We start from the raw sequence: 12,665 nt of genomic DNA, 5'->3' as shown, positions 1-12,665 counted from the left end.
AGCCCCAATAGAGATGCTCCTGTACCTCTCTACGGGTCTCCTTGGGTTTGCGCTACCGCCGATCCTGATGTCGGCGTGGCCCGAGAACGTGCGTCGAGCAGGCATCCCAAACTGCGCCACCTCCGCGGGAAGATCGTAGGGCTTGCCCGAGAACGCGGGGAAGCGGGCCGCGTAGATCTCGAACCGTTTCCAGGTGAGATCGTGGCGGTGGGATAGGCGGTGCCGGAGCCCTCCCAGAAAAGCGCACGGATGCGGTCTGAATTGGCCTGGGTTTAGTTCCGATCTTTATACAAGGATGGGAACACCATGGCAAGAAAATACGATCTAGAATTCCGTGAACGCGCACTCCGCATGCTCACCGAAGCGCTCCCCGAGCATGCAAGTCTCAACGCAGCGAGTAACCACGTCGGAGGCTTGCTGGGTGTCTCACCAGACACGCTCCGTATTTGGCACCGTCAATTCCTGATTGATACCGGCCATAAACATGGCGTGACGACCGACATCACTGAGGAGAACCGGCGTCTGCGCCGCGAGGTCGCTGAGTTGAAGAAAGCGAACGAGGTTTTGCGGGCTGCGAGTATATTTTTCGCCAAGGAACTCGACCACCCACGAACGAAATGATCAGATTCATCGATATGTATCGTGATCGTTTCGGGGTCGAGTTCCTCTGCCGAACACTCCGTGCGGTAGTTCGTGGTTTCCTTACGTCTCGCGGGTATCGGGCTGCGAAGCACCGCCCGCCCTCTGGGCGGCAGCTTCGCGATGAACTCCTCGTTCCTGAGATCCAGCGCCTCCACGAGAAGCATTACAGCGTGTATGGGCGTCGCAAGATGCACGCGCTCCTCAACCGTGAGGGGTGGGACGTTGGCCGTGATCAGACCGAACGTCTCATGAAAGCTGCCGGGGTGCGCGGAGTGCGCAAATCGAAGCGAGTGTTCACCACGCGCTCGGACCGGTCGGCGGTCTTGCCATCTGATTTGGTGAACCGGGAGTTCACCGCTGCAGCGCCGAAACGATTACTCGTGTGTGATGTCACCTACGTCGCGACATGGTCCGGGTTCGCGTATACCGCGTTCGTCACTGACGTATATTCACGCAGGATTGTGGGCTGGAACGTCGCTTCGACACTCAGATCAGAGGTACTCCCGATGCAGGCGCTTGATATGGCTGCCTGGCAACTCGGGGGCGACCTGAACGGAGTAATTCATCACGCTGATCACGGATCGAATTACACCGCGATGGTCTACACCGATCGCATTGTGGAACTGGGTGCGCTCCCCTCAACTGGAACTGTTGGAGACAGTTTTGACAATGCGATGGCAGAAGCGGTGAACAACCTCTACAAGACCGAGCTAATCCGTCAGCAACGTCCTTGGAAGAGTGTCGAGCAGGTCGAGCTCGCGACTTTGAAGTGGGTGTGGTGGTGGAACCATGAGCGCCTCCATGGCGAGCTGGATATGCGCACCCCTCTCGAGGTCGAAGAAACGTACTACGCTGGCATTACAGGGCTTCCGGCGCTGAGCAGGTGACGGACAAACCGGACGGAACTAAACCCAGGCCAATTCAGTCTCGTTCTGATGCAAGATCGGCGGTGGATTGGAGTGCAGATTCGAGGAGCATGCCGGCGACTCGATCCGGGCGTCGTGCCCAAATGCGGAGGCGAGGTAGCTGCCGTAGGAGGAGCCCGCGATACGGCAGGATCGAGGCGGGCCCCGGTCCGCCCGGGATCACCACCGTGGGGGTGGTGCGGGGCCCCGCGCGCCTGTAGCGAAGCATAAGGGCTGTGCTGAGCTCGGTGGCAGGGCGCAGGATCTGGCGGACGTGTCCGCTGCTTAGTGTTTTCAGCATGTGCTATCCGCTCAGCTGCTGCCTTGTTTGCGTGTTGCACTTGATCCTCGGCCTACAAGGATTCGCCCACGGTTCCGCGTGAGTTTGCTCGGAAAATTGGTGTGGCGTGGTCGCATGACACACCGCACGCTGATACCGATTTGCGCCCGGGAACCCACGTGGGTACAGTAGTTTCGTTGGGTCGGCAGCCGAGATTGTTACGCGGTCACGAATGTAGAGCTAACACCAATCCGTGTGACACGATAGTGTGATTCGGTACGGGTCCTTAACTCAGTTGGTAGAGTGCCTGCTTTGCAAGCAGGATGTCGGGAGTTCGATTCTCCCAGGATCCACAATTTCAGACGTAGTCGAACCCCTGACATGGGTGTTTTCGCCTGCTGTGACGGCGAAGGGCTCCGCGAGGCGGAGGGTTGCTTCTTCGTCTTCGTTGATGTCGATGCCGTTCGTGAAGGTCTGGTTGGCCAGGCGTTTCCCGTGGCCGTCGGTGCTCTTGTAGAGGTGCTGGCAGTTGATCAGCAGGCGTAGCGCCTTGTTGAGATGACGTCTCGGGCCTTGGTCCTGATCGTGCTCGCGGGCGATGCGGCGCTCGATGTCGGCCAGGCCTGCGCGGATGCGGTCCTGGTGGCGTTTCAGCGTGGTGAGGTCGATGGCGTCGGCGAAGTGGGCGGCGAGGAGCTTGTCGGACTCGTCTTCCAAGCGTCGACGGTTCGCCGCGAGTTCGGCCAACTCGTCGGAACGTGCCGCGAATCTCTCGTCGAATGCCGCCTCGACCTTCTTGGATAATCCGACGTACTGGGCCTCGTTGATGCTGATGCGGGCGTAGCAGTCCGCGACGAGCTTCTCGGCGACCGCAACGGGGATTGCACGCCGCGTGCATCGGGTCTTGCGGGTGCGACGGCCGCTGCATGAGAAGTAGGCGTACTGGATGCCCTGCTTGTTTGTTGGGAGGTCGAGTTGCAACCGTGATCCGCACGCCCCGCAGAACAGCGACCCTTTCAGGTAGTGGTCGTGGACGCGCTTGCGCGCTCTCGCCTTCTTCGCAGTGTCGAGGATCGACTGCACCCGCTGCCATGTCGCCAGATCGATCAATGGCTCGTGAGAGCCCGGATGGTTCGCGCCCTTATACGGGACGAGGCCGATGTAGTACGGGTTCCGGAGAATCTTGAAGAACGTCGACCTGCCAACCGGCCCGGACGGACGCTGAGGCGTCGGAATCGTTGTCAGCCCGCGTGCGGTCGCATCGGCCAGCAGTTCGACCACGCTGTGCTCGCCCGTTGCGTACTGGTCGAACGCCCACCGGATGAACGGTGCGCGTTCCTCGTCGATTTCAACGGTCCGGTACTCGCGTCCCTGTTCATTCCGTGCCCGGACGTTGAGGTAGCCGAGTGGTGCGCGCATGGGTGTGCCGCCGGTTGCAACTTTCTGCGTGAGCCCCTTCGTGACCTCGGTGGCGAGGTTCTTGGAGTAGAACTCGGCAATGGACGACATGATCCCGTGCAGCAGCATGCCCGAGGGCGTCTCGTTTATGTTCTCAGTGGCCGAGACCAGTTTCACTCCGGCGTCGAGCAATGCGCGGTGGATCTCAACGTCGTCGAGGCGGTTGCGGGCGAGCCGGTCGACCTTGTGGACGATGCAGTACGTGACTTGGTGGGAGGCGATGTAGTCGAGCATCCGCTTCAGGTCGGGCCGGTCAGCGGAGCGAGCGGATTCCCCGGCGTCGACGAACTCCGCCACGATCCGCGCGCCCAGCGCTTCTGCCTTCCTGCTGTTGGCTTCCCGCTGCGCGGGGATCGAGAACCCCTCATCGCGCCCGCCCTTCGCCGCTTGTTCCTTGGTCGAGACGCGTTGGTAGGTCACCGCCGTGAAAGCGGGCTTCTCGTCAGCCTCAACTGGTGCGGGGATTAGGAGTGTCATTGTGGTGTCCTTCCTCGACCTCGCCAGTGTCGTCACCGGGGCCGATGGTTTGATCGTCTCGCGCGTGAATGGCGAGGTCCTGGGCCTCTTCGTGGTGGAGCTGTTCGGCGAGGTGCAGAACGAGCGCAACGAGCCTGTCGATGTCTGGTTCGTCTTGCACGCGCGGCGTCGCGATGATGCGACGACCAGACGGTGTGCTGCGGGAGAAGGACATGGAGGAGAGGTACGCACCCCCGCGCCGCAATCCCCGCACCCGTCTCCTTCATGGCGTCAGAGAGCCTTCAAATGTGCGCGTCTATCCTTCTGCCGACCTCGTTGCTCCGGCGGCACTTCCTCTCGCGCGGCGTCGAGCTGCTTGGCGAAGGTGTTGCTCCCGTCGAGAGTGGCGTGGAATCCCTCGATCTGCTCATCGGTCAGCTCGACCGCGAGCTGGTGCAGGTCGTAGCGTTCCCACCAGTTGGTCAGTTCGCCCCAGGTCAGCACGAACGCCCGCGTCGGAAACGGCCCGTCACTGCGACGGATCGGGATGGGTTTACGGATCTTCTTCCGCTTCCCCCGCCGCTCCGCCTTCACGCGAGCGAGAGCTTCCTCGGCGAGCTGACGAAGTTCGGCAGTCGTGCTGCCTGGTAATGCTTCGACCTCGTCGTGGACGCGAGCATAGGCAGGGCCGACTGCTCCACCGGCTTCGATTCTGTCGAGTTCAGCTCGTGCTCTGGCACGGAGATCGTCGTGCATGGTGGTGTCGGCGGCGATCTTTTCGAGGTAACCGATCTTGTCGAACGTCGCATACGAGACCCCGCCGGGAACCATCGCGGCTTGTTTTCTGACTGCCCCCGGTGGCTCCGAGTTCCGGTGGTGCAAACCGCGCATCACCGCCGGGCTGATGCTCACGACTGAACTGTGTGGCTTCCTGGCGCTCCTGTGCGTCCTCAGCAAGCAGCGCCTTCAGCTCGCGGTAGAGCGCGGCACCCTCCATCGGCGTGAACGGCTTATGCAGCGCGTTCTCGTCCTGTTCCGCGAGCAACTGCCCGAGCCGATCAGAGAGGCCGGAGCGCACCCACACGCGAACGGTCTTCCACCCAAGCAGTTTGATCGCTGCGAGACGCCGAGCCCCACAGATCAGGAACCCGTCCGGGGTGATCGTGATCGGCTGCAACAGCCCGACCCGCTTGATTGACGCGACCAGTGGATTGAGATCACCGTGATCTTTGCGATGGCGGTTCCCTACCCGGATCGCGGGAACCGCCCATTCCAGGCCAACCATGCCTTTGTTGTCCGACATGGCCCGCTCACCACTCAGCTCCGGGAGCGACTTCGGAGAGCGCGACGACGAGATCATCGTCCGCGAGCAGCAGCCCTACGGTTTCCCCGATAAGGAGCCGCATCAGCACACCGCGCCCGGCATTGGTGGCGGCATACATGGGTTCTGGGTGCCCGAGCATCGCCCGCGCAGCGCCATCCACGATGGGGCCGGGATGTCGAGCAGCACGCGGACCTGCTTGTCGTGACGGAGAGATTCGTATGCCGTGTGCCTGGCTCCGGTGCGCATGAGGGCGTCGCGGATCTGCTCCACCCCGCTCTGCGCGACATCAGCGGGCCAGCCCAGCAGGACAAGCAGTTCGATCGCCCGCGCGACGGCAACCAGCACCGGCGTCGAGGTGTCCTCCGCTTCCTCGGCACGGTTGTAGCGCTCGTCGATGGCCGCGAGTACCGGGTGGTCGTCAACGATCGGATGCGCCCGAGTGCTGAACCGGTCGGGATCATGGAACGAGGAGATGTGGGGGCGTCGTGCTTGGTGGACGGAGCAGAGGAGTCCTTGGGCTCGTTTTTCGTAGATGCAGGTGATTCGCACCGCGTGAGTGATCACACCCCACGGATCACGAGCCTCCCGCGTCGATTCCGCCCGCATGACTTGGAACGCGGCAGCGACCGCCTCCCACGGGTCGAGTTCATGCCGCCGGGCGAGGTTTGCGTAAAGGGGTATCCATTTAGCTCCCGTGACCCACTACCGATTCAGCGGTCAGCACGCCAGGGCCTACCAGCAGAACCAATGTCCAGTGACCCCGGCTGGCGACGTGGCCCCAGCACTCCCCTCGGAGACACCAATTTCGCTTTTGAATCACGCACCAAGTCCCGATAGGTGACCTGCTCGTGAGCGACCGCGCGTTGCAGTAGCCGCAAGAACAGTAGGCCGCGCTGCCGACTATGTCTTCGGTTAAGCCGGAACACGAACTCATCCAAATATTCTGGAAGATGCGCTGCGGTTCCAGCTCCTTGATAGGTGCCATCGATCAGACGTTTCACGAGCGAGAACAGGCGGTGGACCGCTGGCAGTACCTCGTGTGCTGGTTTCCCTGACGCAGACACATTCACCGGGTCATGCACGTACCCGTCAAGCGCGCCAGGGTACGCAGTCCATCCATCAGAGATCACGGTGGAACCCAACGCAATGTTCGCGGTCACGAAGTTCCGCAAAGAACCAGTCGAGGCATCAGGAATGACTGCGAGACGAGCCCGCCCCACCCCGCATCCGTGTATTCGATCGCTCCCGCAACCAAGGTCTTCCCCTTCGCGCCACGACCGGGGCTTCCGGGCCTCGGACCCCCAAAGAAGGTCTCGTCGACCTTGACCACACCTGAAAGTTTCGCCGCAGGATCAGGCTTCATCACTTGTCGGAGCTTACCGAGCATCGTCCAAGCTGTCTGATAAGACGAGATCGGGAGTACCCGGTGTAGATGCGCCGCCGAGACGCCACCTTTCGGGCTCGTCATCAGCCAGATCGCCTCAAACCACACCGTGAGCGGGATCCTCGTCTTCTCGAACAGTGTGCCCGCAGTCGCTGAGATCTGCTTCTCACAGTCACGACATCGATACCGGCCGGTCTTCTCACGCCAAGAAGCCGTGGCCTGACAGTGTGGACAGACGAACCCGTCCGGCCAACGCAGCCAGGCAAGATAGTCCAGACACGATGCGTCATCAGGGAACCATGCCCGAAACTCGGCCGCGTCACCCGGGTAATCGTGCCCTGGGACAGGATGACCCTGCAACGGGACATCGGTATTATCGACCATTGACGACACCCCTTCTTGGTGTAGTCCACGCCCCGGGCTGTTAGCGCAGCGCCGGGGTCTTTCAACGTTTAGCTCAGAATACAGGCTTCACGGGAGCTAAATGGATACCCCTTTCTTGGCATTGGAGTGGGTGTTTGAGTTGGGGAGAAGACGTGCCAGCAGATGTCGTTGCGGCGCCGTTGATCTTCGAGTACGAGGTCGCGGATCTCGGGTGGTAGCTGGTCGCGTTGCCAGTCGCGTTCGCGGATCCCGGCGAGCTCCGCTTTCTCAGGGGTTGCGGCCGCTTGGATGGCCTTGATCGCGTAGGCGGCGGCTCCGAGGTCGTGTTCTGCAACGTGGGGAACACATGCGGCTTGGCCGGCAGCGTAGGCGGCGAACCGTGCCGCGCCACGGAGCGGACGCGCCGCGCCCATGGAATGGCCACCGACGGCCCGGGCCTGCATCATATTCATGTCCCCTCGAACCCAGGTCCTTGCGGCATCGATTGCGAGACGTGGGCGCAGGTCGTCGGGACAGACGTTCTCGAACAACGGCAGAACATGCTCAGCACAGCGAGCTGCCCACAATGTCAGCAACTGATGGTGCTCATCGGTGAGCGATCCTCCGCGTCGAATGGTGATGAGTCGAGGGTCACGAACCTTAGAGAGAATCATGAGCGCACTCCCGACCGAAGATTCTCACCCATAGCGGCCTCGGGCAGAGCGTCATCAAGAAGAGCCATGTACTCGCTGATACGACTCGTACCTTGGGAAGCTCGTGGGTATCTCATCAGCACCGCCAAGAGTCCGGGAGTTGCACGCTCGACAGCTCTCGCCAGGGAGGCTTGCGACGCTTCGGAACCGTGGACTGCTGCGTGTTCCCAGGCACATGCGGTGTGGGCTGGCGCTCGAAGAATGTGCGCGACCTGGCTGGCAGGAGCCAAGGGGTGAAGATACATCGAGGCCCCGGCATCACCGGCTGCCATAGCGGCATGGCGCGCCGCAGGGGAAGGAGCGAGCTTCGCTGCCCGGTGCTCGGCAGGCGCAGCCAGACGCTGGATACGGGAACGTGGGGCACCATCGATCACAAGCTGAGCAGCCTCGATCGCTTGCCGAGGCCTCATGTCTTCAGGGCAAACGTCCTCGAAAATCGGCAAAACCTCCAGTGCCGCCGCGACGGCGAAGACCGTGACTGCACGCAGTTCTTCGGCAGACAAGGTGAAGTCGCCGCGTGTTGTTTGGCGACCGGAAAGTGTCTGGGTGCCAGGGCGCGAGGAGGGTGCCGTCATGTGATCTAATGGTAACCCTGAAGAATCTATTGAGGGTTTGGAGGGTATACAAGCGTGACTACCGTACCAACCTTCAAATCTAGAGTGCTTCGCCCTATCGATCTTGCCCGAGCGGTCGGGCTATCCGCCCAGGCCGTGCGCAACTATGAAGACGACGGCATTCTGCCGCCCGCTGTCCGCAGTGCGAACGGCTACCGCCAGTACACCTACCTGCATCTGTCGGCGCTCGAAGCCTTCCTCGCTCTCGCAAGAGCGGCCTCACACTCGTCAGCCCGCGACATCATGCGAGCTGTCAACAGTGACCGACTCGATGACGCGCTTGAAGTCGTCGACACTGTGCACAGTCAGCTGCTCAAGGACCGCCAGACGGTCCGTACGATCCAATCGTCTCTCGCAGCCATCGACTCCGAGGCCCCAGGGAAGCAGTCGAGGATTTCGACTTTCACCATCGGAGACCTGGCCCATCGCCTGGGCGTTACTTCCACCACCCTGCGGGGGTGGGAGCAGGCAGGCATTCTTTCGCCAACCCGCCACGCGAGTACCGGGCACCGTCACTACACAGGCGAGGATGTCCGAGACGCCGAGCTTGCCCACCTGCTACGGCGGGGAGGGCAACGACTCAGCAGCATCGCGATGATCATCCGAGAGATCCGAAACGCAGGAAGCACCACCGCCCTGCGAGAAGCAACCACCCAATGGCACGCGCGACTGAACGAGCAAGGCAGAGCCCTCTTGAGGGCTTCCGGACTGTTAGCGAACTACGTCAACGAGCGAGCCGTCCCGAATGAGAACACACCTTCTGAAGCAGCCCCGTTTTAGCTGCCACGCGTCTTGCAATCGTGGAGCGACTCAGCCCCTGATCAACAATGAGTCCGCCGCATGGACGCTGTAATCTGAGGAAAAATGGAAGCTGTCCCAGTGCTTGAAACGTTTGTCTCGTAGCAGCAGAAGGGTTTACAAGGTTGAATGAGTCGTCGGATCCTCTTGAGGAACTAGTCACAGCCATTGCAGCAACGGCACCGCCCATGCTTTGGCATTACACGACCGCTGAGGGGCTTTTGGGAATCTTGTCAGAAGGCAAGATCCGGGCGGGATCCCTAGACTCGCTTAATGACTCATCAGAGGGTCTGTATATGTCGCAGCGCGTGATTGAGTCGGCTCGCAGGAATCTTCGCGAGAAGGATGGTGCAGCGCTCGCTAGTATTCTCGGACAGCCTAGTTATGGCCCTCTTTCCACCGCAGTCGCGTGCTTCTGTGCAAGCGATGACCTATTAGGCCAATGGCGTGCTTACAGTCAGGGCAAAGGATTCGCGATTGGTTTTGACAGTAAAGCTCTCGCGAAACGATGGATCACAGAAACGCGTGAGGGTGTTTTTGCTCCAGTTCGGTACTCCCTCGAGACTGCTATGGAAACCGCCGACCGGCACGGAAAAGAAATTGCGGATGCCTGGAAAGCCGCACTTCCAGGTGGGATTGAAGCAGTCGCCGCCGATTCCTTTCGCGGAGGCGAAATCTTGGAGAGCGATGTCGAGTCTCTGGCGCGTCAATTGTGTGGGTTGGATTCGTTAATCGGCCCACTGTTGATGTCGGCGGCTTTTCATAAGGATCCACATTTCACTGATGAACGTGAGTGGCGATTGGTTACCAGACTCGCAAGTCCGATATCGAAGAAAGACGACGGAGGCGGCGCGCGCAGCAGGGATGGCGGGCTTGCCATTTATCGGGCGGTAAAATTCCAGGAGTCTCCGGACGATGGTCCGATACGCAGGGTCCGGGTCGGTCCGGGCCTACCTTTCGAGGAGCAAGGTCGGGCGCTAGAATGGACCCTCTCTGCTTTCGGGTACAATGGAGTTGACGTCCTAGAGTCTGCGGTGCCACTCCGGTTTGTCTAGGTGTGGGGTGTTCCGAAGGAGGAACATGCTGGCGCATGAAGAACGTCAGTATCTGCGAGCTGAATGCAGTGCCCTCGAATTGCAAGAGGCGTGGCGCCTAAAAACGGGGACTCGTAGGGAACGGAGAAAGCTCGCAGCGTCGGAAGGTTCCACGAAGCCCTGGGTGTTTCGGTCATCCTCAGCGGTCGTTGTCGGGCTCGATGACTGCGGTCTCAGGTTTCAGGAATAGAGATGGTCCGTACTGTGACAGCGCCCAGTGCCCGGATTCCCACTCTGTAGCCGTGCTCCCCGTGTCATCCACTCGAACCCAGCGCAGATCGGTGCGGTACATGGTGCCGCTCACGAGCAACTCGACGTCGGTGTGCGCGACTGCCGCAGCAACGTGGCGTACGCGTAGAACTGTCCACTCCGACAGTTCAAGCGTCCCGTACAGGTCTTTGGCGAGGACGGCGAGTTTGCCCACTGATGACCGGGCGCTTCCAAGTTCCATGAAGTGCGCTCCGACCGGCCCCCACCGTCGCTTCTCCCAGCTCTCTAAAAAGTCTCTAGAGGTCTGTGCGACGTCGGACAGTTCCTCAGTAGCAGGGTCGGTCTCGTATTCGTAGGGCTGCCATTCTTCGATTCGGGTCTTTTGGTCCTGAGTGTCTTTCCATTGACGCAACGCCTCGCGCAGTGTGGGTGTCGGCTCGACAGGCTTGGCTTGACGTTCTCGTGAGTCAGCCCAATCGGCGACGGCGAAGAGGCGGTTCCACGCTTTGGTAGCGACGACCTCATTGTCGAAGTTGACCAGGGTGCCGTGCATGATGCCGTTGCGGAATAGCTCGGTCACTTTCGTGTCGTCGGTTTTGTAGAAGCCTTTGAGGAAGGACTGGTGGGCGTGGCTTAGGCCGAGGTGGTGGCCCGCCACGCTGTCCCACGCCACCATGTCCTCCACAGGGCGGGCGTGGAGTCCTTGACGGACTGCCGTGTCCAGATCATTCACGAATCCGTCCATCACTGAGAGAACCACAAGCACTGTGCTGTAGTAGCGGCCAGCTTCATAGTCCGTGAGCGCCTTCTGGAGCAAGCCGATGCGCGGCCGCATCGCGTCGAAGCGGGAACGCGATCCGATTGTCTTCCTTGTAGTAGCTGATGAGGCGCGCCTCGGCGGCCCCGGCATCATCGGTGTCAACGACATGCTCAATCGCGGGCAGACTCAGGTCACCGGTAAACACCCAGTTTCGTGTTCCGAGCAGTGCGTAGAACGTGTCGACGAGGCCGGTGATGCGCCTGTGCTCGTGTTCGAGCTCTTTGACCTGCTTTCGTTGCTCCTTGGGCAACAGAATGCCGAACAGCTTGAAAGCCGCGAGCTGCTGTTCCATCTCTTGGACCGAAGGCAGGTCTCGCGCGGAGCCGTACGGGCTCACCTGGGGGCTGTCAGCCATGGCCATGAGCGTAACGAGTAGTGATGGTCAACGATATCCTTAGGTAGATAGTAGCCAGCGATCGTCTTCTGAAAGACGTGTGGCGGTTCCAATCAGTTGCCGACGTCCTGAACGACGTCGGCGATCTCTTCGGCGATTTCTGCCACGGTGTGAATCGCGGTGTTGCGCGCGATCTTGTCTACAAGGGAGGGTGATCTTGCGGCGATCTCGTCCCGAGAAATCTCATGCCAGATGGGGAGCATCCGTTGATCTCCGTTGACGCTCATCCCGATGATGCCGTCCAGTTCGTACTGAGGCCACCCCTTGGCGAAGAAGGATCTTGAGAGGACGACGACGCCGAACGTGCTGTGAGCGAGGCCGAAATCAATCTTTCGACGCAAGCTGTCCCCAATTCGTAGCTCCGTCTTGTCGAGCCATACTTTGAGGCCTCGATTGCGAAGTTCGAGGGCGAGCGGTTCTGCGACTGCCTGCTTATCCTCACTGGCGTGTGAGATGAACACGTCCCAGGTTTCTCCGTCATCGTCAGGAATGATTGGTGGACGCTCATGCTGGATTCCGCTCAGCGACATCAAGGGTGCAGACTTCGCAGTCGGGAGCGGTGGCGGTTCGACCGTGGCGGAGTGCCGGATGCTCGTCGCCTTGAGTCCCATGAGGTCGATCGTTAGATACCAACTGCCAGAGCGGGGACGGTAATTCGGAACGGCGACTTCTTGACTAGTCCGCCGACAAAACGATGGCGCCGCCCATTTTTGTAAGCGTTGAAGTTGGTGCTGTCCATGAGACGGACGTTTGCCCAGGTGCTCAGGGTGACTACAACGGTCGCACCCTTCTCCAGTCGAGTCCAGTGGTATTTGATGAAGTTCTGCCCCGCCACGTTCTGTCCGCCTTCTTCTTAATCGGTTGGGTGATCGGCGGCCTGGGCAGCGGGTGCTTCAGGCCGCCGACCGATCGTCTTACTTGCCCCGTTTGGGGGTCTGGGACAGGGCGCTGCCAGCGGCCTTCTTAGCTGCGGCGCTGTAGTTGCCGCGAAGAACCTTGCTGGCGGCCTTCGCTGCGGCCTTGCCGGTCTGCTTTGAGTTGCGAGCCATGATCTCTACCTCCTCTCGGGTTTCTCATGCCCGAGAGGAGAGTTCTCCACTACTGTCGAACGTGTACGGGTTCTGCGTAGTTGTTCTCGGAGCTTTGTGGTGGCCCGTCTCGTCGGAGCGAGGCGGCCCACTTGTGTTGCAGGACACGGTGCCTTGCGGAA

General features: G+C 60.7%; 16 protein-coding genes, 1 tRNA gene and 3 pseudogenes. 6 read left to right on the top strand and 14 right to left on the bottom strand.

All coding sequences use genetic code 11. The features are described 5' to 3' along the window. The first annotated feature begins 306 nt into the window (after positions 1 to 306). Positions 307 to 1,529, top strand: a protein-coding gene (locus tag G7067_RS02620) for an IS3 family transposase (RefSeq protein WP_166321753.1) whose coding sequence is annotated in 2 segments (ribosomal slippage) — positions 307 to 592 and positions 592 to 1,529 — 1,224 coding nt in all. Because the reading frame shifts where the segments join, the coding sequence is not laid out codon by codon here. 34 nt (positions 1,530 to 1,563) lie between these two features. Here the strand turns inward: G7067_RS02620 and G7067_RS02615 are convergent. Further along, the gene (locus tag G7067_RS02615; protein ID WP_166321751.1) at positions 1,564 to 1,848 is read right to left on the bottom strand and encodes a hypothetical protein; all 285 of its coding nucleotides are present in this window, start codon (positions 1,846 to 1,848) and stop codon (positions 1,564 to 1,566) included. Between the two features lie 259 nt (positions 1,849 to 2,107). Between G7067_RS02615 and G7067_RS02610 the strand changes: the two genes are divergently transcribed. The 3 genes from G7067_RS02610 to G7067_RS14005 all read left to right on the top strand — a co-directional run bounded on the left by G7067_RS02610 (position 2,108) and on the right by G7067_RS14005 (position 2,631). Next, positions 2,108 to 2,180, top strand: a tRNA-Ala gene (locus G7067_RS02610). A gap of 28 nt (positions 2,181 to 2,208) precedes the next feature. Then, positions 2,209 to 2,373, top strand: coding sequence for a hypothetical protein (locus G7067_RS14010; RefSeq protein ID WP_244301210.1), 165 nt, complete (start codon positions 2,209 to 2,211; stop codon positions 2,371 to 2,373). 12 nt (positions 2,374 to 2,385) lie between these two features. Continuing rightward, a complete protein-coding gene (locus tag G7067_RS14005; RefSeq protein ID WP_244301209.1) occupies positions 2,386 to 2,631 on the top strand; it encodes a hypothetical protein in 246 nt (81 codons plus the stop codon). A 102-nt stretch (positions 2,632 to 2,733) separates the two neighbouring features. On the opposite strand, the pseudogene G7067_RS02605 reads toward G7067_RS14005, so the two are convergent. From G7067_RS02605 to G7067_RS02575, 8 genes and pseudogenes are all read right to left on the bottom strand, one after another. Beyond that, positions 2,734 to 3,762 (bottom strand): annotated as a pseudogene (locus G7067_RS02605) (recombinase family protein); the annotation flags it as partial. Beyond that, a complete protein-coding gene (locus G7067_RS02600) occupies positions 3,734 to 4,015 on the bottom strand; it encodes a hypothetical protein (RefSeq protein WP_166321749.1) in 282 nt (93 codons plus the stop codon). The pseudogene G7067_RS02605 and the gene G7067_RS02600, both read right to left, overlap by 29 nt. A 17-nt stretch (positions 4,016 to 4,032) precedes the next feature. Continuing rightward, positions 4,033 to 4,653: a hypothetical protein gene (locus tag G7067_RS14810; protein ID WP_341872892.1), complete on the bottom strand. Its 621-nt coding sequence runs from the start codon at positions 4,651 to 4,653 to the stop codon at positions 4,033 to 4,035. Between the two features lie 205 nt (positions 4,654 to 4,858). Beyond that, a pseudogene (locus G7067_RS14805) lies at positions 4,859 to 5,026 on the bottom strand (ParB N-terminal domain-containing protein); the annotation flags it as partial. Positions 5,027 to 5,146: 120 nt separating this feature from the next. Beyond that, the gene (locus tag G7067_RS02590) at positions 5,147 to 5,671 is read right to left on the bottom strand and encodes a hypothetical protein (protein ID WP_166321747.1); all 525 of its coding nucleotides are present in this window, start codon (positions 5,669 to 5,671) and stop codon (positions 5,147 to 5,149) included. Positions 5,672 to 5,775: 104 nt separating this feature from the next. Then, positions 5,776 to 6,833: pseudogene (locus G7067_RS02585) on the bottom strand (IS1595 family transposase). A gap of 68 nt (positions 6,834 to 6,901) precedes the next feature. After that, the gene (locus G7067_RS02580; protein ID WP_244301208.1) at positions 6,902 to 7,486 is read right to left on the bottom strand and encodes a putative immunity protein; all 585 of its coding nucleotides are present in this window, start codon (positions 7,484 to 7,486) and stop codon (positions 6,902 to 6,904) included. Continuing rightward, positions 7,483 to 8,100: a putative immunity protein gene (locus G7067_RS02575; protein ID WP_166321745.1), complete on the bottom strand. Its 618-nt coding sequence runs from the start codon at positions 8,098 to 8,100 to the stop codon at positions 7,483 to 7,485. The genes G7067_RS02580 and G7067_RS02575 overlap by 4 nt, the downstream gene beginning before the upstream one ends. A 54-nt stretch (positions 8,101 to 8,154) precedes the next feature. Here G7067_RS02575 and G7067_RS02570 point away from each other — a divergent pair, with 54 nt between their 5' ends. Next, positions 8,155 to 8,919 (top strand): MerR family transcriptional regulator, encoded by a 765-nt coding sequence (locus G7067_RS02570; protein WP_166321743.1) that lies wholly within the window; start codon positions 8,155 to 8,157, stop codon positions 8,917 to 8,919. Positions 8,920 to 9,125: 206 nt separating this feature from the next. Beyond that, positions 9,126 to 9,992: a DUF2971 domain-containing protein gene (locus tag G7067_RS15125; RefSeq protein ID WP_425280701.1), complete on the top strand. Its 867-nt coding sequence runs from the start codon at positions 9,126 to 9,128 to the stop codon at positions 9,990 to 9,992. 178 nt (positions 9,993 to 10,170) lie between these two features. Here the strand turns inward: G7067_RS15125 and G7067_RS02560 are convergent, their stop codons facing one another. From G7067_RS02560 to G7067_RS14605, 5 genes are all read right to left on the bottom strand, one after another. Then, on the bottom strand, positions 10,171 to 11,076 hold the full coding sequence (locus G7067_RS02560) for a hypothetical protein (RefSeq protein WP_166321739.1): 906 nt from the start codon (positions 11,074 to 11,076) through the stop codon (positions 10,171 to 10,173). Continuing rightward, entirely contained in the window at positions 11,030 to 11,416 is a 387-nt protein-coding gene (locus G7067_RS02555) for a hypothetical protein (RefSeq protein ID WP_166321737.1), read from the bottom strand. The genes G7067_RS02560 and G7067_RS02555 overlap by 47 nt, the downstream gene beginning before the upstream one ends. A 92-nt stretch (positions 11,417 to 11,508) precedes the next feature. Beyond that, on the bottom strand, positions 11,509 to 12,066 hold the full coding sequence (locus tag G7067_RS02550) for a toll/interleukin-1 receptor domain-containing protein (protein WP_205881184.1): 558 nt from the start codon (positions 12,064 to 12,066) through the stop codon (positions 11,509 to 11,511). Between the two features lie 11 nt (positions 12,067 to 12,077). Continuing rightward, entirely contained in the window at positions 12,078 to 12,290 is a 213-nt protein-coding gene (locus G7067_RS15120; RefSeq protein WP_205881183.1) for a DUF1883 domain-containing protein, read from the bottom strand. 79 nt (positions 12,291 to 12,369) lie between these two features. Beyond that, entirely contained in the window at positions 12,370 to 12,504 is a 135-nt protein-coding gene (locus G7067_RS14605; protein ID WP_260437764.1) for a hypothetical protein, read from the bottom strand. Positions 12,505 to 12,665: the final 161 nt, after the last annotated feature.

The organism is Leucobacter insecticola, assembly GCF_011382965.1.
Lineage (GTDB): Bacteria > Actinomycetota > Actinomycetes > Actinomycetales > Microbacteriaceae > Leucobacter > Leucobacter insecticola.
The sequence above is the reverse complement of the archived record's forward strand: the minus strand, read 5'-3'. Positions and strand labels throughout refer to the sequence as shown.